This window comes from Treponema berlinense (genome assembly GCF_900167025.1).
GTDB lineage: Bacteria > Spirochaetota > Spirochaetia > Treponematales > Treponemataceae > Treponema_D > Treponema_D berlinense.
In genome coordinates, this window is record NZ_FUXC01000002.1 from 163,545 (window position 1) to 187,782 (window position 24,238).

Below are 24,238 nucleotides of genomic sequence, written 5' to 3' on the forward strand. Positions count from 1 at the left end.
CAATTTTTGGCTGTCAATTCTGTCCGTTTTTTTTTATTTTACATTAGGTGTCGATACATAAGTGTCGAGCCATTCAATTGAAATAGCCTGCCACTTTTTTGCCGTTCCTGACGCTCCCATAATTCCAAAACCATGTCCGCTCGCCGGAAATACGTGAAGTTCTGTGCGGACTCCTGCTTTGCGAAGAGCGGTCCAGTAAGGAATGATGTTGGTTTCTGGATTTACTGATTTATCGTTTATGGCACAGCAAAGCCAGGCAATAGGATTGTCCTTGCTGACGTTTTTTTCGCAGGAAGCCGCGTCTTTTTGAGCTTGAGTTGCCGATTCTCCAAGCAGATTTTTTTGACTTCCGGAATGGGTAAGACCGTCCTGCATTGTAATTACCGGATACATAAGCATTTGAAATGCCGGTTTTGCATTTGTCCATGAACCGTCCGCCAGTTTATCTGCCTTGTCCTGCATTTTGTAAACTTCGTCGTTATAGCGTTCTGCCAGGCTTCCTGCGACGTGTCCGCCTGCTGAAGAGCCCATTACTCCGAGTTTGTCAGGATTTATGCCGAATTCTTGAGCACGGGAGCGGATTACGCGCATTGCTCTTTGTGCGTCGGCAAGTGAGACTGTGGAATTGTCTTTGTGCGGATCGTTTGGCGTGCGGTAGACAAGAACGAAACAAGTGTATCCAGCGTCGTTGTATGCTTTTACATAGTGAACGCCTTCTTTGTCGTAAACTACGCGCTGATACGAGCCTCCCGGAATAATTAAAATCCCAGTTTTTTTGTTCTGAGAATCTTTTGACGGCTTGTAGACTTCAAAATAAGGCTGGGTTACGCCGGAAATTATTCTGTCGTGAGTATTTCCACCTCCGCGCTCTTCGACAGTTTGTTCGATTTTTAGTTTTTCTGAACCCGGGCCTGTTTTTTTAGGCCAAAGCCAGACTTTTTCCTGGGCAAAAATTGAACTGCAAAGAAAAATTGCAGTTACAGCAGCAAGTGTTTTTTTCATTTGTTCCTCCAAGACAAATATTGTGTTATATTTATAATATAAGATTATAGCCCCGATTGGAATGGCGCCGCAGGCGTTCGGCTTTGCCGAATGAGCGTGAGCGCAACCATGAAAAGCGGGTTTGACCGAAATTTATGCTCCAAATTTGCATAAATTTATCTTTTAAATTCGGGTGGATTTTTATGACGGAAAAAATTCAGGATGCGATTTCGGCTTTTTCGGACAAATTAAAGAGAATTTCGGGCTTTTCGGATGCCGTGCTAAAAAAAGATGTTTCGGAAGATGAGATTCTTGAAGAAAAAATCCGGCATAGTGCGCAGGCGTTGCGGTCGAACGTTGTAAATACTTATAGAATTTATAAATCGCCTTTTGCAGCCCTCGGTAAAAATTCCAGCCGGGCGGCTTCGATTGAAGAGGACGAGCAGGCGCTTTTTGAAGCTTATTCGCTTTTTGCCGGCGCAATGGAACTCAATAAAAAAAACGAAGGAAAAAACGCCGCGACTTATATTTCGAGAGTTGAAATTGCTTCTCCTTTAGCCAAGAAAGCCTGTTATACGGTCGGCGGACAGTTTATCTGGCTTTTTTTGTGGTTGTATTTTGAGAAAAATTGCCGTGATTATTTTCCTTATTTTTGTGAACGGGAAAAAAGCTGGGAGCTGTGTTTTAAAAAGTCTGCTAATTTTTTGTTTGAAGGGCACGAAAAAGAAGTGTTTGAGATTGTAAAACGCGAATTTTATTCATAATATTGCTGTTATGACAAAGGATTTGACGGTTGGAAGACCGCTAAAAGTTATTTTTGATTTTGCGGTTCCTGTTTTTTTTGGATATTTGTTTCAGCAGTTTTATAACCTTGTAGATACGATTATTGTCGGTCAGTTTTTGGGAGTTTCGGCTCTGGCTGCTGTTGGTTCTACAGGTTCGCTCAATTTTATGATTATTGGTTTTTGCATGGGGCTTTGCTCGGGTTTTGCAATTCCTGTTGCCCAAAAGTTTGGTGCAAAAGATTTTTGCGGAATGAGGCAGTTTGTCTTTAATTCTGCCGTTTTGGGCGGAATTTTTGCAATTGTCCTGACTGCGGTTACTGTGATTTTTTGCAGACCTCTTCTGTTGCTCTTAAAAACTCCTGCTGACGTTATTGATGGCGCTTATGACTATTTTGTGGTTATTCTGGCTGGAATTCCCGTCGTAATTCTCTACGATCTTCTTTCCGGAATAATCCGCTCTGTTGGCGACAGCAAGACCCCTCTCTATTTTTTGATTTTTTCTGCGATTTTAAATATTATTCTCGATTTGATTTTTATTGCCTGCTTTGACTGGGGAATTCCCGGTGCTGCATATGCGACCGTAATAAGCCAGGGAGTTGCCGGAATAATCTGTTTTTTTTATATGCACAGAAAATTTGAAATTTTGAGATTAAATAAGGAAGACAGGATTTTTAGTTCAAAGAGGAGCCTTAGTCTTCTTGGAACTGGTGTTCCGATGGGGCTTCAATATTCAATTACTGCAATCGGCTCTGTAATTTTGCAGGCTGCTGTCAATGTTCTTGGATCGGTTTATGTTGCTTCGATTGCAACTGGAGCTAAAATAAATATTTTTTTTGCGACACCTTTTGACGCCTTGGGAACAACAATGGCCACTTATGGCGGACAGAATGTCGGGGCTGGAAGAACTGAGCGTTTGAATATCGGGCTTTTTAGCGCCTGCCTTATCGGTTTTATTTATTCTGCCTTTGCATTTGTCGTAATGTTTTTTGGAAGCGAGGCATTGACCAATCTTTTTATGAGCAAAAATGAAGCGCCTGAAGTTATTGCTCTTGTCTGCAAAAATGTGCGCTTGTTTTTGCTTGTAAACAGCGCCTGTTACGTTCTTTTGGTTCTTGTGAATGTCGTCAGGTTTATGATTCAAGGAATGGGATTTTCGACGGTTGCTGTATTTGCAGGAGCATTTGAGCTTGTTGGGCGGGGCGTAATTGGAATTGTTTTTATTCCTATGTTTGGTTTTGCCGCTGCCTGCGCTGCAAGTCCGTTGGCCTGGCTTTTGGCGGACAGTTTTTTGATTCCTGTTTTTTTCTGGTGCTGCAAAAAATTAAAGAAAAAGTAGATTTTTTTGTTGTGGTTGCCCAGAAGTTCTTATTTTCAGTATAATAGAAAGATAAAATTGTTTTTTTTAACAGCCTGAATGCTGGATTTTGAATTTGGAATTCAGGCGATTATAAAATTCGTTTATTGAATTTAAGAGGAATAACATGGAAAACATTAAAGAAGTTCGTGTTCGCTACGCTCCGTCTCCGACTGGAATGCAGCATATCGGTGGTGTAAGGACTGCGCTGTTCAATTATCTTTTTGCACGTTCAAAGGGCGGAAAATTTATTTTGCGTCTTGAAGACACTGACCGCACACGTTACGACGAAAAATACGTAAAAAATCTTTATGATACTCTTGCCTGGCTTGGAATTGACTGGGACGAAGGTGGCGATAAGGGCGGTGAATACGGTCCTTATGTTCAGAGCGAACGTTTTGAGCTTTACAAAAAATATGCAAATGAACTGATTGAAAAAGGCGAGGCTTATTATTGTTTCTGCGACGCTGAGCGCCTTGAAAGAATCCGCAAAATCCAGACTGAAAACAAAATGGCTCCTGGCTATGACAGAAACTGCCGCCATTTGACAGAAGAAGAAGTTAAAGAAAAACTTGCTTCTGGAGTTCCTCATGTAATCCGCTTAAAGGTTCCGATGGAAGGCGAGACAAAATTCCACGACCATATTTTGGGCGACATTGTATGGAAGAACGAGGATATTTCTCCTGACCCGATTTTGCTCAAGTCAGACGGTTTTCCGACTTACCACCTTGCAAATATTGTCGATGACCATTTGATGCAGATTTCGCATGTAATGCGCGCACAGGAATGGATTCCTTCAACTCCTCTCCATGTTCAGATGTACAAGGCTTTTGGCTGGGAACACCCTGAATTTTGCCATCTTCCAATGGTAAACGGTTCTGACGGAAAAAAACTTTCTAAACGCCACGGTTCAACTTCTCTCAACGAATTCCGCGCACGCGGTTATCTGCCTCAGGCAATTATAAACTACGTTGCGCTTTTGGGATGTTCTTACGAAGAAGGAAAAGAGTTTTACACTCTAAAAGAACTTGCGGAAAAATTTAGCCTTGAACACTTGAATAAGGCTCCTGCTGTTTTTGATTACAAAAAACTCGAATTCTACAATGCAAACTACATCCGCCAGCTTTCGACAGAAGACCTTTACAAATGGACATTGCCGTTTATTACTGGAACAGGAGATGCAACTCTCGAAATCAATCCGGAAAATCCGCAGCCAAAACCTAATGTTGGTCCTCAATTCTCTGGTGTTGCGCTTGGAGAAGACGGCGAGCCTTACTGCGTTGACAAGTCGATGAATATGACGAGCGCAGACGTAAAAGAAACCTTGATGGGACTTATGCCGCTTATTCAGGAAAGATTGAAATTCTTGACCGAAGCTGCTGAAATGGTTCATTTTATGTTTACTGAACCGGCAGTTCCTCCAGCAGATCAGATTATTCCAAAAAGAATCGATGCTGCAAAAACTAAGGAAGTTTTGGAAGCTGCTAAAGAATTTGTTGCGGCAGTTTTTGAAACAGACCACGAAGGCGCAGAAAATTTTGCAAAGGCGAAGGCAGAAGAGCTTGGAATTAAACTTGGCGACTTTATGATGCCGATTCGTATGGCAGTTACAGGAAGCCGTGTTTCTCCGCCTCTTATTGGTTCAATCCACGTTCTTGGAAAAGAGCGCAGCCTTAAGAGAATCGAAAGAACTATTGCAACGCTGTAGTTTTTGAAAATATTCTAAAACAAAAAATGGTCATTAAATCTGGATAAACAACAGACAAATGGCCATTTTTTGGAAGAAAAAGAGTTTGAAAGAGGAAAAGAAACCTTTTGAAAAAAGGTGTCGTTTCCTCTTTTTTTATTTTTTATTTTTCCAGAAATTCTGTCGTAGAATATGCTTCTGTCAGAATTTTTTTCATATCTTCTACCATTGGAACGCGTGGATTTGCTGGTGAGCACTGGTCTTCGTAGGCAAGATAAGCGAGTTTTTCAACTGCGTTCATCCATTCTTTTTCGTCGATTCCCTGACTCTTGAAGTTCATCTGGATTCCGAGCTTCATTCCCAGTTCTCCGCAGGCTTTTGCGTAAGATTCTACGCCTTCTGCCGTTGTTTTTGCCGGAAGACCGAGCAGTCGGGCAAGTTCAGCATAGCGTTCTGCGGCCTTGTAGTAGTTGTATTTTGGCCAGGTTGAAAGTTTTTCTGGCTGAGTTCCATTGTAGCGGATTGTAAATGGAAGCAGGATTGCATTTGCGCGTCCGTGCGGAACATGGAATTCGCCTCCGACTTTGTGGGCCATTGAGTGGTTCATTCCGAGGAATGCGTTTGCAAAGGCCATTCCTGCAAGACATGAAGCGTTGTGCATTTTTTCTTTTGCTTCTACGTCGTCTGCGCCGTTTTTGTAAGAGCGTTCAAGGTACTGGAATACCATTTTGATTGCCTGGATACAAAGTCCGTCCGTAAAGTCGTTTGCAAGCGTAGAAACATAAGCTTCTGTTGCGTGCGTCAGAACGTCCATTCCTGTGTCTGCAACGATTTTTGGCGGAAGTCCGTAAGTGAATGTTGGATCGATGATTGCAACGTTCGGAGTCAAAGAATAGTCGGTAAGAGGGTATTTTTTGTGCTCTTCTTTGTCGGTGATTACGGCAAATGGAGTTACTTCCGAGCCTGTTCCTGAAGTTGTTGGAATACATACGAGAAGCGCTTTTTTTCCGAGTGCCGGATAACGGAAGGCGCGTTTTCGGATGTCCATAAATTTCTGTTTGAGGTCGTTAAAGTCGACGTCTGGATTTTCGTAGAAGAGCCACATTCCTTTTGCGCAGTCCATTGAAGAGCCGCCACCCAAAGCAATAATCGTGTCTGGCTCAAACGAACGCATAAGCTCAACGCCCTTTCGAACTGTCTGGATTGAAGGATCCGGCTCAACATCGCAGAAAAGCTGATACTGAATTTCGTTGCGGTTAAGCTTGAGCTGGTCGGTGATTTTGTCAACATAGCCGAGCTGAACCATTGAGCGGTCAGTTACGATAATCGCCTTGTGAATCTCCTTCATCTGGTGGAGATATTCAATAGAGTCGCGTTCAAAGTATATTTTTGAAGGAATTTTAAACCATTGCATATTGTTTCTTCTCCGTCCAAGTTTTTTGATGTTCAAAAGGTTTACAGCGCTGATATTGTCGTCTGTAGAATTGTGTCCGTAAGAACCACAGCCCAAGGTCAAAGAAGGAATAAACGAGTTGTAAACGTTTCCGATTCCGCCAAATGTAGAAGGTGAATTCCAGATTATGCGGATTGCAGGAACCACATCGCCAAAATGTTCGGCAATTTTTTTGTCGGTTGTATGAATTGCGGCAGAATGTCCAAGTCCATTGAACCTTACCGAATTTTCCGCCTTTTTAATGCCATCTTCTGTCGAGTTAGATTTTACGATTGCAAGAACAGGAGAAAGTTTTTCGCGGGTAAGGCATTCTGCAACACCGATGTCTTTACATTCTGCAAGGATTATGCTCGTTTCGGCAGGAATTTCAAATCCGGCATTTTTTGCAAGAACTTTTGGATTCATACCTACAATGTCCGGATTGAGTTTTGCAACGCTAGGATCGCCGTCAACTCCGAACATGTATTTTTCGAGTTTCTTTTTTTCGTCGGCAGAACAAAGATAGGCCTTGTATTCCTTGAACAACTTGAGCGCATCTGAATAAATTTCTTTGTCGATGATTGCACTCTGCTCGGAAGCGCAAACCATTCCGTTGTCAAAAGCCTTTGACATTACAATATCGTTTACTGCCTGGCGAAGATTGCATGTTTTTTCAACATAAGCCGGAACGTTTCCTGCGCCAACGCCCAATGCCGGTTTTCCGCACGAATATGCAGCCTTAACCATTGCATTGCCACCGGTTGCAAGAATTGTTGCAACTCCAGGATGGTTCATTAAAAGCGAAGTTTTTTCCATTGAAGGCTCTTCAATCCACTGAATACAGTCTTTTGGAGCACCTGCGGCAACTGCTGCTTCGTAACAGATTTTTGCCGCTGCAATTGAACAGTTTATTGCGCTTGGATGAAACGAAAAAATAATTGGATTTCGTGTTTTAAGACAGATGAGCGACTTGAAAATCGCCGTAGAAGTAGGGTTTGTAACTGGTGTAAGACCTGCGACAACACCGACAGGCTCTGCGATTTTTACGATTCCTGTAACATCATCGTCTTCGACAATGCCGACTGTCTTCAGGTGACGCATATGGTTTACAACGTATTCGCAGGCAAACAGGTTTTTTGTTGCCTTATCTTCAAAAACGCCGCGCTTTGTTTCTTCAACGGCAAGTTTTGCAAGAGTTCCGTGGTGGTCAAGAGCCGCAACTGAAGCTTTTGCCACAATATAGTCAATTTTTTCCTGGTCAAAGTTTGCGTATTCTTCCAACGCTTTTTGTGCCCGTTCGACAAGAGAGTTGATTTCTTTCTGAGAAGCATTTAATTCTTCACTCATAAATTTTTCTCCTTTATTTTTTATTACAATCTAAAAATCTCTTTAATTATAAATCATATTTTCTGTTTTAGATAAAAAATTTATAAAAAAAATGTTAATTCCCTGCTGTATAAAAAAGTGTACGGTTTTGAAAAACTGTATAAAAAAATGAACGATTGTTAAATTTTTTGTAAAAAAGTGGACATTTCGATTTTTTGTGTTATAAGGGCAAAAAATAAAAAAAAACAAAATAATTACTTGTATTACAAATAAATATAAAAAACAGCTTTTGTTTTGAGAATTGGATTAAAAGTTGGCACGATTCTTGCATTATATAAAATGACGACATTTGTTTTAAAAGTTTGCGTTGCAAACTTTCTTATCATCTGTTGTTTCTCACTTCGTTGCGGAACAACTTAAAAAGTCAATCCTAAAACTGAAGTTTTAATCTTGACTTTTTATGGGAGGCAAAAAATGGAAATTCTTGAAACATATATAAAGCAGATAGGAAGATATCCTCTCTTAAATGCAGAGCAGGAGAAAAAACTTTCTGAACAGATTGAAAAAGGAAGTGCCCAGGCTGTAAATCAACTTGTAAATTCAAATTTGAGGCTTGTTATAAGCATTGCCAGAAAATTTTTATGCACTTCAAAAAATTCGATAATGGATTTGATTCAGGAGGGAAATTTGGGGCTTATGGCGGCGGCTTCAAAGTATCATTATTCTTTTAATACTAGATTTTCGACTTACGCATACAGTTGGATTTTGCAGTATATGCTTCGCTATGTTTACAACAAAACTTCAATGATTGCTCTTCCTCATCGAAAAGAAGAGCTTTTGCGTAAGATTGTTGCCGCAAAAAACGAATATAAGCAGAATTTGAACCGCGAGCTTTCTGTTCCAGAACTTGCCGAAATCTGCGGAACAACTCCTGAAGAGATAGAGTCAGTTCTTTCGTATTCTTATACAATTACAAGCATAGACATTGAAGCTTCTGAAGACGGAAATGTGACAATCGGAGATTTAATCGTGGACAACAGTTACAATCCTGAAATTGAATATCTGCGCGTTCATGAAAAAAATCAGATTAAAAAGATGGTTGATTCTCTTCCTGAGTTTGAACGCAAAGTTATTTATGGAAGATATAATTTTAAAAACGACCTGCATGTTCCGACTTTGCGCGAATTAAGCGCGGATTTGGGAGTGAGCGCGGAAACTGTCCGTCAGATGGAATTGAGGGCCATAAAGAAGATGAAAAAATATGCAGACTCGTTGAATGAATTCAGTTTTGCCTGAAGTATTCCATAAGACAGAAAAATTGCTTATTATGAACGAAGATATAAATTTATCCTTGTTCCAATGAAAACTCAAAAAAACTCAAATTCGCCGTCAAAAAAAACAAAAAGAACTTCTATGCGCCGCAGAAAAGTTAAAAAAGTTAAACTCGACAAAAACAAAGTGACGGTTTTGTGCGGAATTATTTTTTTGATTTGCTGTGTTTGCATTGCTGTAAATGTTTTGTCTCAAAGCGCGAAGGCAAAAAATATTGCGGAAATTGCAAAAAGCGAAAAAAAAACAGAACAAAGACAGCAAAACTCAGGTGAATTAGGCAAAACTCAAAAAAAGAAGGAAGTTTCTGATTCAAAAGAGTTAAAAAAATCGGCAGATTCTGCTAAAAAAGACGAAAATTCTAAAAACGTAAATAAAACTTCTCAAAAACAAAATGCGGATTCTAAAAAAAATCCCGCAAAATCTATAGAAAATACAAATAAAATTCAAACGGAAAATAAAAATATTCAAAAAACGAAGCCTGAAATCGAAAATAAAAACAAGACTGTAGAAAATCTTGAAAAATCCAAAAAAAATGAGCAGATTCAAAACAAAGAAAAAAAACAGGATTTGCCGTTTTTAATTCCTCCGGCGCAAAACGGAGCGACTTTGGTTTTTGTAATTGACGATGCCGGAATGAACGCAGAATACACAAAAAGATACGCTTCGCTGCCGTTTCCGCTTACAATTGCTGTTTTGCCGAAACTTTTGCATTCAAAAGATTGCGCATACATTGTCCGTTCTTCAGGAAAGGAACTTATTTTGCACCAGCCGATGCAGTCATTAAACCATAATCTTGACCCGGGACCTGGAAAAATCAGTGTTGATATGAGTTTTTCGCAAATCAGCTCAATTATAAATGAAAATCTTGCGGAAATCGGACCTGGCGTAAAAGGTTTGAATAACCACGAGGGAAGCGAAGTTACCGAAGATGTTTTGAGAATCGGGGCTGTTTTAGATGTTTGTCTTGAAAATAAAATTTATTTTTTGGACAGCAGAACGACTGCCAATACAAAGGCTCCTCAGGCTGCCATTGAGCGGGATATGACGATTTTTGAAAAATCAGGGCCTTATATTGACAATATCGTTTCGCGCGAGGCTATGCTCAAAGAAATCTATAAATCTTTGGAAGCGGCAAACAAAAATGGAAGTGCGATTGTGATTGCCCATGTTGATAAAAGCGCGGAAATTTTGCCAAAACTTCTTGAACAGATGTATCCTTATCTGCTTAAAGCAGGCTATAGGTTTGCAACTCCTTCAACGCTTCGTTAAAATTAACGTGAAGAATTGGTATTTTGCTATTATTGGAGAAAATAAATGAAGGTTCTTGGAATTGAAAGTTCTTGTGATGAAACAGCTTGTGCCGTCGTTGAAGACGGAAAAACAATCTTGAGCAACGTTGTGGCTACTCAGATTCCTTTTCACCAGATTTATAAGGGCGTTGTGCCAGAAATTGCAAGCCGCAAGCACGCAGAGTGGATTTTGCCAGTTGTAAAACAGGCTTTAAAAGAAGCGAATTTAACCTTGGACGAAATTGACGCAATTGCTTCGACAAATCGTCCTGGCCTTATGGGCGCTCTTTTGGTCGGTCTTACTTTTGGAAAAACTCTTGCCTGGGCAACAAATAAACCTTTTATTGCTATAAACCACATGCTCGGACATATGTATGCTGCTCATCTTGTAAACGATATTCCTTATCCTTATATTGGACTTTTGGTTAGCGGAGGACACTCTATTATTGCTAAAGTGAACGGTTTTGATGACCTTGAGGTTTTGGGAACTACGATTGACGATTCGATTGGCGAAGCCTTTGACAAGGTTTCAAAATTTTATGGGCTTGGCTATCCTGGCGGTATGATTATTGACCGTCTTGCACAGAACGGTGATCCTAAGGCGTTTAGTTTTCCTGTTCCAAAGCTCGACAAGGGCGACGACCACCGTTATGACGTTTCGTTTAGCGGACTAAAGACAGCGGTAATTCATCAGGCGGATTTATTTTTAAAGCCGGGATATGAAAAAACAAACGAAAATATCTGCGCCGCTTTTCAGGAGACTGCCTGCAAGACGATTGTTTCGCGGCTTTTGCGTGCTGTTGACGACACCGGAATAAAAACTGTCGTTGCCGGAGGCGGAGTTGCCGCAAATTCAAGATTGCGCTCAATGCTTGCAGAACGCACCGATTTAAACTGCATATTTCCACCGTTAAAACTTTGTGGCGACAACGGAGCGATGATTGCTGGAGTTGCGTATCATTTCTTAAAACGCGGCGACACAAGCCCGATTGATACGACTGCGAGCGCCAGAATTCCACAATTTAAGCGCGGATTAAAGAACCTGGAATTTTTTGGAAGACGCTAGCGGAATAACGTTCAGCAAAACGAAACAAAAAACAAAAAGAGGAAAAAATGCGGAATTTAAAAGATTTGACATACGGAATTGTCGGTTTGGGAATAATGGGCGGATCAATCGCAAAAGCAATCCGTGAAAACATTTTGTGTCAAAGCGGTTCGACAGGAAAAATTTATGTTTGCAACAGAAGCACTTCCTGTCTTACTCAGGCTTTAAACGAAGGAATTGCCGATAAAGCGTTTACTTCAAACGAATACGAAAAAATGCTTCCTGAATGTGATTTTGTCTATGTCTGTCTTTATCCGCATGCGACGATTGATTTTTTGGAACAAAACAAAAAATTTTTTAAGAGCGGGGCAATCGTTACTGATATTTCCGGTGTAAAAGGCATTTTTGAAAAATCACTTCCAGAAATTTTGCGCCCTGACGTTGATTTTATAATCGGTCATCCGATGGCTGGCGGCGAAAAGGAAGGCTATGTCAATTCGACTGCAAAAATGTTTATAAACCACAATTACATTTTGTGTCCGCTTCCTGAAAACAAGGCTGAGAATCTTGAAATAATGCGAAATTTCATTTCAGAAATCGGTTTTACCCGGATTACAGAAACAACCTGTGATATTCACGATTACAAAATCGGTTTTACAAGCCAGCTTTGCCACGTAATTGCGTGTTCTCTTGTTGACAGCGCAAAAGATGAGCAAATTACAGCTTTTGGAGGAGGAAGTTTTGAAGATTTAACGAGAATTGCCATGATAAACGCTCCTCTTTGGACTGAACTTTTTATTTCAAATAAAGAAAAACTTGTCGGGCATATTGAAAATTTTGAAAATCAAATAAACAAATTCAAGAATGCAATAAAAAATGAGGACAAAGACAGCCTTATGAAATTGATGGAAGAGAGCCGCGAAAAAAGAATAAAAATGGGTTCAATAAGAACCGTAGCAAAAAAATAGAGGACTTTTTTTATGAAAGACAATTCAGTTTTAGACCGTGCAATCCGTCGTGTTCCAGATTTTCCTAAACCTGGAATTCTTTTTTATGATGTGACAAGTATTTTTACAAATCCGCAGGCATTTAAGTTTTGCCTTGATTGTTTTGAAGAAAAATATCGTCCGCTTGTAGAAAAAGGCGAAATTACGGCTGTTGCAGGAGCAGAAAGCCGTGGATTTTTGTTCGCTGCTCCTCTTGCCGACAGACTTTCAATTCCGCTTATTTTAATTCGCAAAAAAGGAAAACTTCCAGGCGAAGTTTACAGTCAGTCTTATGAGCTTGAATACGGTTCTGCAGAAATCGAAATTCATAAAAGCGATGTTAAGGCTTCTGACCGCATTCTTTTGATTGATGATTTGATTGCGACCGGTGGAACTTTAAATGCTTCTAAAAAACTTTTTGCAATGGCTGGAGCGGCAGTTGCGGAAATTGCAGGTGTAATCGGTCTTCCTGATTTGAATTATGAAAAAGTTTTGTCTCCGACTCCTGTAACAACACTCATAAATTATTACGGGGCATAAAATGCAAAATCGGCAGATTGAATTTTATATCCGAAGTGCAGAATTGTCAGACTTGGATTCTATTCAAAAAATCTATCAGTCTGCACGGGATTTTATGAAGGCGAATGGAAATTCTACTCAGTGGGGAAATGACCGTCCCCACAAAGAAAATATTGAATCGAACATCAGTAAAAAAATTCAATTTATCTGCTGTTATAAAAACGAAAATGGAACAGAGGAAGTTGCAGGCACATTTTTGTTCATGCACGAAAAAGAACCTTCCTACAACGATTTAAAAGACGGAAAGTGGCCGGAAAACACAGAAGATTATTGGTGCATTCACTCTGTCGCGTCCGGAATGAAGGTAAAAGGCGTCGCTTCGTTTATTTTTAGCTGGTGTGAAAATCAACCTGGCGTAAAATGTATAAAAATTGATACTCATCGCAATAATCTTTCTATGCGGCATTTAGTCGAAAAAAACGGATATATTTACTGCGGACACTGCTATTACTATGAGGATGTGGAAACTGACGATGGAATTGTGCAGGATTTTGAACGGATTGCTTTTTGCAAGGTGCTGAAAAAATAAAACCGCACAGATTTTGCTTTGTGCGGTTTTGTTAAGACAAATTAGTTTTCAGATTCTTCTTTTTTAGGTTTTGTATTTCCTCCGAGAAGAATGTTTGTTAAAATTCCTAAAATAAGGGCACAGGCAACCGTACGGATTTCTACGGCTCCGATTTTTACGACCATTCCGCCGACACCTGTAATAAAGATTACCGAAGCTACAAAAAGATTTCTGTTTATGTTCAGGTCAACCTTTTGGAACATTTTAAATCCTGAAACTGCGATAAAACCGTAAAGTGCAACGCAGACGCCGCCCATTACGCAGTTTGGAATTGTTTCGAGGAATGCAACAAGCGGACTTATAAGAGAAAAAAGAATACACAAAATTGCGCAACCCCAGATAGAAACTGTCGAAGCGTTGCGGGTGATTGCAACACAGCCGATTGACTCGCCGTAAGTTGTGTTAGGACAGCCGCCAAATGCCGTAGAAACGATTGTTCCAATTCCATCTCCTAAAAGAGTGCGTGTAAGTCCAGGTGTTTTTAGAAGGTCTACGCCAATTATTGCAGAAAGGTTTTTGTGGTCTGCAAGATGTTCTGCAAAGACTACAAATGCAACTGGAACGTAGGCTGCAAAAATTGTAAGAAGGTAGGTTGGAGTTATTCCCTTTAAGCCTTCGATTCCTCCTGCTAGAAAAGTAAATTTAGGAATTGCAAAAAAACTCTTTACACCAAGCAAAGCCTGATAATTTATTACGATGAGTGCCGGGTTTGAGGTTGTATAGCCGATAAGTGCAAAAATTGATGCTGCAAGGTATCCTGCAAGAATTCCAATGATAAAAGGAATAAGACGGCCGATTTTTTTTCCGTAAGATGAACACATCATTGTAACGGCGAGGGTGATAAGTCCGCAGATGAGAGCAACGTATGTGCTTCCGCCTTCGACCGAAGTTTTCATAAGGTCGCTGACAGCATTTGCAGAAAGGCTTAGACCGATTATAGAAACTGTTGGACCGATGATTACCGGTGGCATAAGCCTGTCAATCCATTTTACACCGCAGCATTTTACGATTATTGCGATAATTACATAAACCAGACCTGCCATTACAGCACCGATGATAAGTCCCCAATAACCGACTGTAACAGAAGCAGCTCCGCCAAAAGCGCTGAACATTGAGCCGATAAAGGCAAACGAACTTCCTAAAAATACAGGACTTGAACTTTTTGTAAACAAAAGGTAAACAAAAGTTCCGACTCCGGCGCCAAAAAGGGCTGCGGAGGCACTGAGTCCGTTTCCAACGATTGCAGGAACTGCGATTGTCGCCGCCATTATTGCAAGCAGCTGCTGAAGTGCAAAAAGAATTACTTTTCCTAAGCTTGGCTTGTCCTTGATTCCATAAATCAATTCCATTTTTTTTCTCCAAAAAATTTTAAAATAAGGTTGATGTAAAACGTTTTTTTACAGCGCCCTCTAATTTTTTATGCAAAAAAAAAGACCAGGTTTAAATAAACCCGGTCTTTCGGTTAGTTTACATACTAAACTTATTTAGCTTCAACTTTTACACCGTAGATACGTGTACCAGAAGCTTTGATTGTGTAAGCACCAGCTGTTGCAGCATCGAATACGAGTTCTGATTTTGCATCCTGACCGAGATTGTCTACAGAAGCAATCATAGCACCGCTTGGATCAAATACACCAAATACACGAGCTGGAGTAGCATCGCCGTTTCCAGAGATTGTCAATGTAACTTTTGCAGGAGCTTTTACAACTACTTCGAATGCAGCTTGGAAAACATCTTTGATGTTGTCTTTGTTTGATGCAGCTTTGTTCTGAAGGTAGATAGCTGTTCCGAGGTCTTCAGTCTTGAATTTTGCTTTTCCTGCAACTGCGGCAAATTCTGCGTCACATGGGTTAGAAGCTGGATCAAGAATGAAACGATCATCGATTACTGTATCGTTTGTACCAATATCTGAAAGTGGAACTGATTTCCATTCCCATACAGAAGCACTTCCTGAAGCTGCTGGTGCAGCAGCTGGAGCTGAAGCTTCTGAAGAAGCTCCAGATGTAGATCCACAAGATGCGAGCATTGCAACTGCTGCAAGTGCTGCGATAGCTGTTGTTACTTTTGTAACTAATTTCATTTTTATATCTCCTCCTTAATTGAGATATTTATATTCTAATCTTCCTTTAACAATTTTTCCTGTCTTTATTTTGTAAAATTACGATATTTTACCGTTTTTTAACGTTGCAGATTGTTAAAGCCTGGTACAATCGGGGCAGAAAACCTTTTTTTCATTTGAGCGAAAAACTCATCGGCGGTTTTATCATCAACTGGCGCTGGAGGTTCATAGTATTTTACAAGGCTTGAAGGAATTTCTTCAAGAAAACGGCTAGGTGTACATTCAACGACAGACTGCATATGCCTTCGTTTTAAGCATGATGAAATGTAAAGTTTGTCTCTCGCACGCGTAATTGCAACATAAAAAAGCCTTCTTTCTTCTTCGACGGCCGCATTTCCGCCTTCGTCAACTGCGCGTCCGTGGGGAATAAGCCCCTCTTCGCAACCGATTATAAAAACGACCGGAAATTCAAGTCCTTTTGAAGCGTGAATCGTCATAAGGTTGACTTTTCCGTGATCCTCTTCGTCGTCCATGTCGTCGCGCGACAAAAGTGTGATTCTGTTTAAATAATTGTAAAGAGTCGGATCTTGAGTTTCTGGGTTGTTTTCCCACATTTCGATTGAATTGATTAAGGATTCGATATTTAGAAACTTGAATCTGGCTGCTTTTTCTGATTTTGGATTTTCTGAAATAAGATAGTCAAAATAGTGGATCTCTTCGACCATTTTGCGCACTTTTTTTGAAAGTCCGTGTCCGCCTAGCATGCTTTTGTTTGAGTCTATAATATCTATAAAATCCTTGAGAGAATCTTTAGTTCCCTCAGAAAAATCAAGACCATCGTCTATTCCGTATTTTGACGGAGAAGTTTGCATAAAAAGATCTGCTTCGTCTTCCGGAACTTCCAGAAGTGATTTTATGGCTTCGTAAAGCGAGCAGCTCAAATTTTTTGCAATTTGATTTAATTTTTCAATTGTCGCCCGTCCGATTCCCCGTCTTGGCGCATTTATAATCCTTAAAAGATTTACATCATCGTCGTGGTTGGAAATTACGCGGAGATACGAGATTATGTCTTTTATTTCTTTTCGTTGAAAGAATGAAGTTCCGCCGCTCATCGTATAAGGAATGTTTTCCTGCAAAAAGGCTTCTTCAATTGCACGCGACTGGGTGTTTGCCCTTAATAAGACGCAAAAATCGTCATATTTGCGCTTTTCTTCGACAGAAATCGCCTGAATTGTTTCTGCGACAAAGTCGGCTTCGGCGGTTTCGTTGTCCGGACTATAAACTTCAATTGGTTTTCCTTCTCCTTTTCCAGACCAGAGCTGCTTGTCCTTTCTGTTTGTGTTGTGCTTGATTACTCCGTTTGCCGCTGCAAGAATTGTTCCTGTCGAGCGGTAATTTTGCTCGAGGCGGATTTCTTTTACAGCAGGAAAGTCTTTTTCAAAATTGACTATGTTCTGGTAGTCTGCTCCGCGCCATGAATAAATGCTCTGGTCGTCATCTCCAACGACAGCAACGTTCTGGTCTGCAAGAAGATGCATCATTTCGTACTGCTTGTGGCTCGTGTCCTGGAATTCATCTACCATTATGTATTTGTAGCGCTGTTTGTAGCTTGCAAGAATTTCTGGAAATTCCTTAAAAAGGCGGATTGGAAGGACAATCAAGTCGTCAAAATCAACGGCATTGTAAAGTTTTAGGCCTTCCTGGTAGCCTTCGTAGAGTTCGCGGTACATTTCGTTTTCCGCGTTCCACTGTTTGCGTCCGGTTTTTATGTCAGAAATCAAAATTCCGATTTTGTAAATGTCGAGAGCTTCGGGCGAATAGCGCAGTTCCCGGCCGGTTTCTTTTATGAGCGCATTGCGGTCTGTTTCGTCGTAAATTGAAAAATTTTCGCGCCAGCCGAGTTTTGCAATGTCCTGCCTTAAAACTTTTACTCCGAATGCGTGAAATGTCGAAATCGTAAGAAACGGAAGTTTTTTTCCTGTAAGTTCCTTGATACGTTCAACCATTTCTTTTGCGGCCTTGTTTGTAAAGGTGAGCGCAAGAATCTGGCTTTGAGGGACTCCGGAATCGAGCATGTGGGCAATTCTAAATGTGATTACGCGGGTTTTTCCTGAACCTGCTCCGGCAATAATCAAAATTGGACCGTTTATAGTCATTACGGCTTCGTATTGTTCCGGGTTTAATTCGTTTTTGAGGTCTGATAAATCTGTAGCCATAGGAATATGAAGTTTAGTATTTTTTTTGATTTTTGGGTATTGCTTAAACTTTTTTATAAGACGGAAAGTTGAATTTTATTGACAAAAAAACTTAGCCCGGATATTAGCCCCGAAGTTGCGAAGCAATGGAGCGGTAGCGAAAGGGCGGTTAGCCGGATAAGATGGTGGCATGCGCTCCTTATTTTTTTTATTTTTGCCTTGAAATAAATAATGGTTATTTTAAATCCATTTTGTAAAAAATTGTTTTGGGTTTATAATTGGATTATGTTCACTGATTTTAAATTAAAACTTTTTTTTAAAAGACATAATTTTGTGTCGAAGATGATTGTTGATGAGATTTTGACTGATATGAGGCGTCCAAAATCCGAAAACCGCGGAATGGATATGAGCCGGACATGGATGCTTCCGCCTTCGAAAAATCCAGAAAACGAGAAAGTTATTGTAATTGATGCCGGCGGAACGAATTTTAGAAGTTGTCTTGTCAGTTTTGACGGTTCTGGAAATGCGGAAATTTCGGACTTTAAGAAAAGTTTTATGCCTGCGACTGAAAAAGAATATTCTAAGGATGAATTTTTTAGCGCGATTGCTGACAGAATTGAATATTTGAAAGGCAAGGCTGAGAAAATCGGTTTTTGTTTTTCGTATTCGCTTGATATGACTCCGGAGCACGACGCAATTCCAAATGCCTTTAGCAAAGAGTTTAAGGCGAGGAGCGTTCTTGGCTGTCCTGTCGGAAAATGCCTTAAAGATGAACTTGAAAAACGCGGCTGGAAAGTCGGCAAAATTTCTGTAATAAACGACACTGTCGGCGCTCTTCTTGCCGGAAAGGTAAAGGAAAAGGATGCTGGTTCTTACATCGGCTTTATTCTTGGAACCGGAATGAACGCGGCCTTTGTTGCTCCTGAAGGAAATATCTGGGACGAAAAAGGGCAGAATCAGATTATTGTCTGCGAAAGCGGAAAGTGCAACAGTTTTAAACTCAGCGATTTTGACGTTGATGCGGACAAAAGAACTGCGATTCCGGTTCAGTTTCCTTTGGAAAAATGTTGCAGCGGCGCATATTTGGGAAACACCTGTCTTTCTTTTTTGAAATTTGCGGCAAACGAAAATCTTTTTTCTAAGAAAGCGGCTGAAAATTTTAAAAACCTGGCTTTGCTTTCTACAATTGACGCGGATAATTTTTTGAACGGCTTTGATAAAAATTTACAGGACAAAAACGAAAATCCTGTCGAAAAATGCTGCTTTACCGAAAAGGACAGAAAAATTGCCTTTAAGCTTTTGGATTCCGCCGTGGACAGATGCGCGCATTATGCGGCTTCGATTTTAGCGGCAAACCTTATTGCAACAGAAAAAGGTAAAAGCGAAGGAAATTCTCCTGCAAAAGAAGTATGTATCGTCTGCAACGGAACAACTTTTTACAAAACTCACAGACTTAAGGAGCGGACTGAAAAATATCTTTTTGATTATGCATACAAAAAATGCGGAATTTCTTACAAAACAGTTTGCGTTGAAAACGATATTACTTTAGGAACTGCGGTCGCCGCTTTAATTTAAGGCTTTTCTGCAAAATCGAAAAATGAAAAGACTTTTTTTTGCCTTAATCTGCGTTTTTGTTTTCGGTTTTTCTGTCTTTGCCCGGGGCGGAAGCATGAGCGGAACAAAAGGCAGTTTGAATGAAATCCAGACGCGGTATTTTGATATTATTTTTCCTGACAGTTGTATTCAGACTGCTCAAAAAATTGCCGCTGTCTGCGATTCATATTATGAAGAAATCGTTTCGGATTTTGGTTACGAGCCTTACCAGAGGTTTCCTGTTTCGATAACGGATCAGGTTGAATCGGTAAATGCATATTTTTCGATGGCGCCGTATAACCATATTGTTCTTTACGACACAGAAATGGATTACGAACTTGATATGAACGAAAAAAGCGTGGAGGCAATGTTTTATCATGAATTGGTTCATGCAGTTTCGCTCAATTCCAAATCTCCGTTTTGGCGTGGAATGTCGGTTTTTGCGGATTTTTTTACTCCGGCAGGAATTTCACTTACTTCTTTTTGGTTTGAAGGAGCGGCAGTTGCTTTTGAAAGCCAGAAAAAAGGCGGAAGACTGAACGATCCGTTCTTTACTCAAAAGATTACTGCGGCAAAACTAAAATCTCTCTCGGGCAAAAAAAAATTTCCTTCGTGGCGCGATGTTAGCGGAGCAAGGGATATTTTTCCGTACGGAAACGATGCGTATATTTTTGGCTCTCATTTTGCCGGATATTTGATTCAAAAATACGGAAAAGAAAAATATGCGCAGTTTTGGAAAAACGCTGGAAGCAAAACCGATTTTTCTTTTTGCGCCGGCATTTTTTATAAAACTTTTGGAATAAAACTTGACGAAGCCTGGAACGATTTTTACGAAAAACTTTGGGTTCCAGAAATCGGCTTTGACGAATACAATGAATTTATCTCCGCGGAAAATTCAGTTTTTTTTAATAGCAAAAAAAAATCTCTTGTAAAAACGCTGGATTCTTTTTTTGACGGGCAGACTGGCGAATGGAAAACTGTCTGGTTCGATTTTTTTTCAAACACGGTTTATCTTGATTCAAAAAAGCTTTTTACTGCAAAAAATGTTCAAAAATTGCGTTTTTCAGATGACGGAACGAAAATTTTTGTAAACAGGCTTGCCGGCCGTTCAAACATAAAAATAGAAGACTTTGAATACGATTTAAAATCCAAAAAAAAGCGGAAAATTGAACACAACCGCGAAAATTTTGAAAAAACGCACGGTCTGATTTCTGTAAAAAACGGTCTTTCCTGGAGTCTTTTGTACGAGGATTCAAAAGGCAGAAAGGCGGAATGGACGTTCGGAGACAGAATTATTCACAACGTTCATTTTGAAAAAGAAGAAAACGGTGTCTTGAGTTTTGTCTTTGTCTGGGCAAAAATGGAAAGCCAGAGCCTTGCACGGCTTGGAAAAATTTTTATTGATAAAAATACATTGAATGCAAAAATTGAGTTGCTTTCAAAAGACAGCGTTGCGTTTTTTATCGAGGCCGTGCCCTGCAACGACGGTTTTTTTGTCATAAACGAAGAATACGATTCAAATCCGCTGCGCCTTGTAAAAGTTGACGAGAATGACTGGCAGGAATTTGTTCCACTTGAGAGTAAAATACTTCCTGAGCAAAACATTTTTTTTGAAAAGTCGGATTTTTCTGGAAAAACAGAAGCTTTTGAACTGGAAAGCCGTGAAAATTTTGTGGCAGAAAAAAAATTCAAAAAAACAAAATACAGTCCGGCAAAATATTTTTTTAACGGCGCTTTTCTTCCTGTTGGAACGGCAAAAACTTATAATCACGATTTTGAAATTGACGATGAATTTATTTGGGGCGCAACTTTTATAACTTCGACTCCGTGGACAGATAAAATTACTGTTTTATCGGCAGGTTTTGATTTGCTTTTGCAGCATTTTGCCCTTGAAGGTTCAATTTCCGGAGGAAACGACTGTTTTAATTATGCTTTTTGCGGAGATGTTTGTTTCGATTCTTTTGGATTTAAGAATTCGTATTTAAATTCTGCTGTCACAAAGGTTTTTTGGCAGGGATTTTATTCAATTTTTTCGTCTGGACTTAGTTTTACCTGGGTTTCTGGAACTGAAAAAGCAGCTTCCAAAGAAAAAATTCTGGTTGACGGAAAAATAGAAACAGATGAATATCGCCGCACTGGAAATTCAATTGACGGAAAAATATTCCTGAATTTTTCGACTGTCCGAAGTTTTGGAGCTAAGCATTCTCAAAAAACTGGATTTTATTTTAAGCCCTTTGTCGATTTTGAAAAAACTGCAATTTCGTATGATTTTGATTCTTTTGGAAAAATTTACGATGAAAATGAAAAATATTTGAATTGCGGGGCGGAAACTCAAATTTTTGTTCCGTTTTTTCTTCCTGTTAAGCTGAAGGCTTCAATTTTTCCTTCTAAAAAATATTTTGCTTCTGGAGACGCCAGCATTGAGCTTTTTTCGCATGAAATTCAAAAAGGAATTCCGGCGGTTTCGGTTTATGTCCAGCATTTTGCCTTAAAAATGTCATATTCCGCAAATGTAAAATATGAACCGGAAGAGTTTTTTGCTGTAAAACGCACCTTTAAAATTGCAGAAAACCTAAAATACGAAGATTTTTCGGACAGTCTGGGTTTTTCCGGAGAAATTACTTTTGCTCCAAATACGAGTTATTTTGCTTCATCTTCAAGTAATTTTACTCTCGGCGCTTACTTAAATTATTTATTGAGAACAGATAAAAATTCAAAATGGAAAGCCGGTTTTTATGCGGTTTTTTCAAATATTGCGTGGTAATAAAAAATAAGTTAAACTTAAAACATTGGATTTGCTGTCTAGGAAGCAGCATTTTTATATTTTAAAAAGAATTAAAAAATCAAAAATAAGTGATTTTGGGCGGGAAAAATGGCAAGAAGTCGTGGAATCGGAAAGTCAATAGCATTGCTTTTTTTAATTTTGGCAATTATTCTTGGCGGACTTTTGTGGTTTGATTATCTTGGAATAATCAAGGCAAAGTCGATTTTTGCTCCGGTTTACAAGCTTTTTGGACTTCAGCCCCAAACTTCTGTTTCTGCAACTTCATCAAAGCCATTGCAGGCAAATCTGGAAGACGACAGGCTTGCAAAACGGCTCGAAGCCCTCGAAATCCGCAGTCAGGAACTCGACAAGAGGGAATCGGACATTGCGCGCTCAGAAAATGCGAATGAGGCGATTGCGCGCGAATTGGAAGACAGACAAAAATCTCAGGAAGAAAGAGAAAAAACATTCAACAATGAGGTCAAAAAGTACGATGATAGAAGTACAAACATCGAACAAATTTCGACCTATTTGCAGAATATGCCGCCAAAAACGGCAGTTGAGCAGCTTCTCGGAATGGACGATCAGGATATAATCGACATTTTCCGAAAAACCGATGCCCAGGCTTTGGCTTCAAACACCGCCTCTATGACTTCTGTATGGCTTATGAATATGCCTTCGGAAAGAGCTGCGGTAATTCAGCGAAAAATGGCGAGCAAGCCGGAAAAACTCGACTGAGCCTGCCTTTTTAGCTAAAAATGCAAAAATCGGAACTTTTTTAGGTGTTTGATTTACGACCGGAGGTTCTGATTATGCAGGGCGTTCAACTTGATTCTTTTGTGCCTCAAATTCAGACAAAGCAAATTTCTGCCCAAAAATTTTCTGGAGAAGGCGAATCGTTTTTAGAAATGGTTCATTCTCAGCAGAGTAAAATCGAAGAAACTTCAAAAGAAAAAAACTTAGGTTTGAAGGCGGATTCTGATTCTGAAAAAGACGAAAAACTCGAAAAATCTGAAAAATCTCCGTCAGAAAACAAAAATGCAGAAAATGCAGTTCTGGCTTTGCTAAAAAACGGCCAGATGGAAGAAATTCCTGCCGAAAAAATAGATTTAACTGACGAGCTAAAAAATCTTTCGCTTGAAGATTCTCTTGAATCTGAAAAAACTGGAAAAACTCAAATTTCTCAGGAGCAGTTAAAATGGCTAAAAACTCCTGTTGTAAAAAATATTTCAGAAACAGACGAAATTGAAGAAATGTCTTCCGAGGATTTTGCGGAACTTATTGACAGTGCTATTGAATTTATTCCGGGACAAGCAAGCAACGAGGAACTTTTGGAAAAAGCTCAGAATCTTGCCTTAAAAGATCCTGAAATGTTTCTAAAAAACGCGGAAAATCTTTCAGAAACTCAGGGCGAAACTGTTGTTTTGAACGAAGAATTAAAATTCTCCAAAAATAATTCAAAACTTTCTGATGAAAACGAAGAAAAATTAAAACAGACAAAAAAATCTGCAAAAATTCAGGTGACTGATTTACGGACAGAAAAAATCGATTCAAAATCCGCTGAAATTCAGGTTGAAAAAACAAAGGAACGCAAGGATTTTAATCTTGCTTATAAAAAACAGAACGAAAATACTGTTCAATTTACAATGGATTTTTCAAATTCTGTAAACCAGAACATAACTGCTTCTGACACTCAGAGCGCCGCAGCAAACGGTTCGACTTTTCAGAATATGCTTTCAAATGCAATTCAGGCAAATGCGCCGGATTTTGTAAAGGCAGGAAATATAGTTTTGCGCGACAATAACACTGGAAGCATAAATCTTGTAATGCATCCGGAAAAACTCGGAAACGTAAAAATTGCCTTGAACCTTTCGGACAAAACAGTTTCGGCTTCGATAACCGTTCACTCGCAGGAAGCGTATAATGCCGTAAAAGACAGCATTGCCGCTCTTAAAAATGCTTTTGCCGGCAGTGGTTTTGAAACAGGAGAATTCAACTTGAATTTTGCAAATCAGGGCGGTCAGTTTGCACAAAATCATGAACAAAATTCTCAAGACGGACAGTCGCAGTTTTTTGCAAACCGGGTTTATTCAGAATATACAGCGGACGGAGGAGCACTTGCAGATGAAAAAGTTGCCCGCTATGTCGAGAATAACAGTTATGCTGTGAATATTGTTGCATAATTGCTGCGGATTTTAACAAAAAACTAAACTGAAGAAAAATTTTGCCGAAAAATTTTATAAGTGCTTGCAGAAAGCTGGGA

Annotated in this window: 18 protein-coding genes; 13 read left to right on the top strand and 5 right to left on the bottom strand. The window is 39.7% G+C overall.

The genetic code is table 11. The features are described from left to right. Positions 1-33: 33 nt before the first annotated feature. A complete protein-coding gene (locus B5D47_RS02610) occupies positions 34-1,002 on the bottom strand; it encodes an alpha/beta hydrolase (protein ID WP_078930269.1) in 969 nt (322 codons plus the stop codon). 182 nt (positions 1,003-1,184) lie between these two features. On the opposite strand from B5D47_RS02610, the gene B5D47_RS02615 reads away from it, so the two are divergent. The 3 genes from B5D47_RS02615 to gltX all read left to right on the top strand — a co-directional run bounded on the left by B5D47_RS02615 (position 1,185) and on the right by gltX (position 4,828). Beyond that, a complete protein-coding gene (locus B5D47_RS02615; RefSeq protein WP_078930270.1) occupies positions 1,185-1,745 on the top strand; it encodes a hypothetical protein in 561 nt (186 codons plus the stop codon). A gap of 10 nt (positions 1,746-1,755) precedes the next feature. Continuing rightward, complete coding sequence (locus B5D47_RS02620; protein ID WP_078930271.1) at positions 1,756-3,102, top strand: MATE family efflux transporter; 1,347 nt, start codon at positions 1,756-1,758, stop codon at positions 3,100-3,102. 145 nt (positions 3,103-3,247) lie between these two features. Then, positions 3,248-4,828: a glutamate--tRNA ligase gene (gltX, locus tag B5D47_RS02625; protein WP_078930272.1), complete on the top strand. Its 1,581-nt coding sequence runs from the start codon at positions 3,248-3,250 to the stop codon at positions 4,826-4,828. A gap of 142 nt (positions 4,829-4,970) precedes the next feature. Here the strand turns inward: gltX and adhE are convergent, their stop codons facing one another. Further along, complete coding sequence (gene adhE / locus B5D47_RS02630; protein ID WP_078930273.1) at positions 4,971-7,586, bottom strand: bifunctional acetaldehyde-CoA/alcohol dehydrogenase; 2,616 nt, start codon at positions 7,584-7,586, stop codon at positions 4,971-4,973. A gap of 453 nt (positions 7,587-8,039) precedes the next feature. Here adhE and B5D47_RS02635 point away from each other — a divergent pair, with 453 nt between their 5' ends. The 6 genes from B5D47_RS02635 (at position 8,040) to B5D47_RS02660 (ending at position 13,325) form a co-directional block, all read left to right on the top strand. Then, complete coding sequence (locus B5D47_RS02635; RefSeq protein ID WP_078930448.1) at positions 8,040-8,861, top strand: sigma-70 family RNA polymerase sigma factor; 822 nt, start codon at positions 8,040-8,042, stop codon at positions 8,859-8,861. Between the two features lie 63 nt (positions 8,862-8,924). Next, positions 8,925-10,166 carry a divergent polysaccharide deacetylase family protein gene (locus B5D47_RS02640; protein ID WP_078930274.1) on the top strand — a complete coding sequence of 414 codons (1,242 nt, stop codon included), beginning with the start codon at positions 8,925-8,927 and terminating at the stop codon, positions 10,164-10,166. A gap of 45 nt (positions 10,167-10,211) precedes the next feature. Next, complete coding sequence (tsaD, locus tag B5D47_RS02645) at positions 10,212-11,252, top strand: tRNA (adenosine(37)-N6)-threonylcarbamoyltransferase complex transferase subunit TsaD (protein ID WP_078930275.1); 1,041 nt, start codon at positions 10,212-10,214, stop codon at positions 11,250-11,252. 47 nt (positions 11,253-11,299) lie between these two features. Further along, a complete protein-coding gene (locus B5D47_RS02650) occupies positions 11,300-12,199 on the top strand; it encodes a prephenate dehydrogenase (RefSeq protein WP_078930276.1) in 900 nt (299 codons plus the stop codon). A 12-nt stretch (positions 12,200-12,211) separates the two neighbouring features. Then, positions 12,212-12,757: an adenine phosphoribosyltransferase gene (locus tag B5D47_RS02655; protein WP_078930277.1), complete on the top strand. Its 546-nt coding sequence runs from the start codon at positions 12,212-12,214 to the stop codon at positions 12,755-12,757. A 1-nt stretch (position 12,758) separates the two neighbouring features. Further along, on the top strand, positions 12,759-13,325 hold the full coding sequence (locus B5D47_RS02660; RefSeq protein WP_078930278.1) for a hypothetical protein: 567 nt from the start codon (positions 12,759-12,761) through the stop codon (positions 13,323-13,325). A 41-nt stretch (positions 13,326-13,366) separates the two neighbouring features. Here B5D47_RS02660 and B5D47_RS02665 read toward each other — a convergent pair whose 3' ends face one another. From B5D47_RS02665 to B5D47_RS02675, 3 genes are all read right to left on the bottom strand, one after another. After that, positions 13,367-14,713 carry a uracil-xanthine permease family protein gene (locus B5D47_RS02665; protein WP_078930279.1) on the bottom strand — a complete coding sequence of 449 codons (1,347 nt, stop codon included), beginning with the start codon at positions 14,711-14,713 and terminating at the stop codon, positions 13,367-13,369. Positions 14,714-14,844: 131 nt separating this feature from the next. Continuing rightward, positions 14,845-15,444, bottom strand: coding sequence for a hypothetical protein (locus B5D47_RS02670; protein WP_078930280.1), 600 nt, complete (start codon positions 15,442-15,444; stop codon positions 14,845-14,847). Between the two features lie 98 nt (positions 15,445-15,542). Then, entirely contained in the window at positions 15,543-17,639 is a 2,097-nt protein-coding gene (locus tag B5D47_RS02675; RefSeq protein ID WP_078930281.1) for an ATP-dependent helicase, read from the bottom strand. 264 nt (positions 17,640-17,903) lie between these two features. Between B5D47_RS02675 and B5D47_RS02680 the strand changes: the two genes are divergently transcribed. The 4 genes from B5D47_RS02680 to B5D47_RS02695 all read left to right on the top strand — a co-directional run bounded on the left by B5D47_RS02680 (position 17,904) and on the right by B5D47_RS02695 (position 24,158). Then, entirely contained in the window at positions 17,904-19,193 is a 1,290-nt protein-coding gene (locus tag B5D47_RS02680; RefSeq protein WP_159443473.1) for a hexokinase family protein, read from the top strand. A 22-nt stretch (positions 19,194-19,215) separates the two neighbouring features. After that, positions 19,216-21,975 carry a hypothetical protein gene (locus tag B5D47_RS02685; RefSeq protein ID WP_078930283.1) on the top strand — a complete coding sequence of 920 codons (2,760 nt, stop codon included), beginning with the start codon at positions 19,216-19,218 and terminating at the stop codon, positions 21,973-21,975. Between the two features lie 108 nt (positions 21,976-22,083). After that, a complete protein-coding gene (locus tag B5D47_RS02690) occupies positions 22,084-22,713 on the top strand; it encodes a periplasmic-type flagellar collar protein FlbB (RefSeq protein ID WP_078930284.1) in 630 nt (209 codons plus the stop codon). Between the two features lie 74 nt (positions 22,714-22,787). Further along, positions 22,788-24,158 (top strand): flagellar hook-length control protein FliK, encoded by a 1,371-nt coding sequence (locus tag B5D47_RS02695; RefSeq protein WP_078930285.1) that lies wholly within the window; start codon positions 22,788-22,790, stop codon positions 24,156-24,158. The last annotated feature ends 80 nt before the right edge of the window (positions 24,159-24,238 follow it).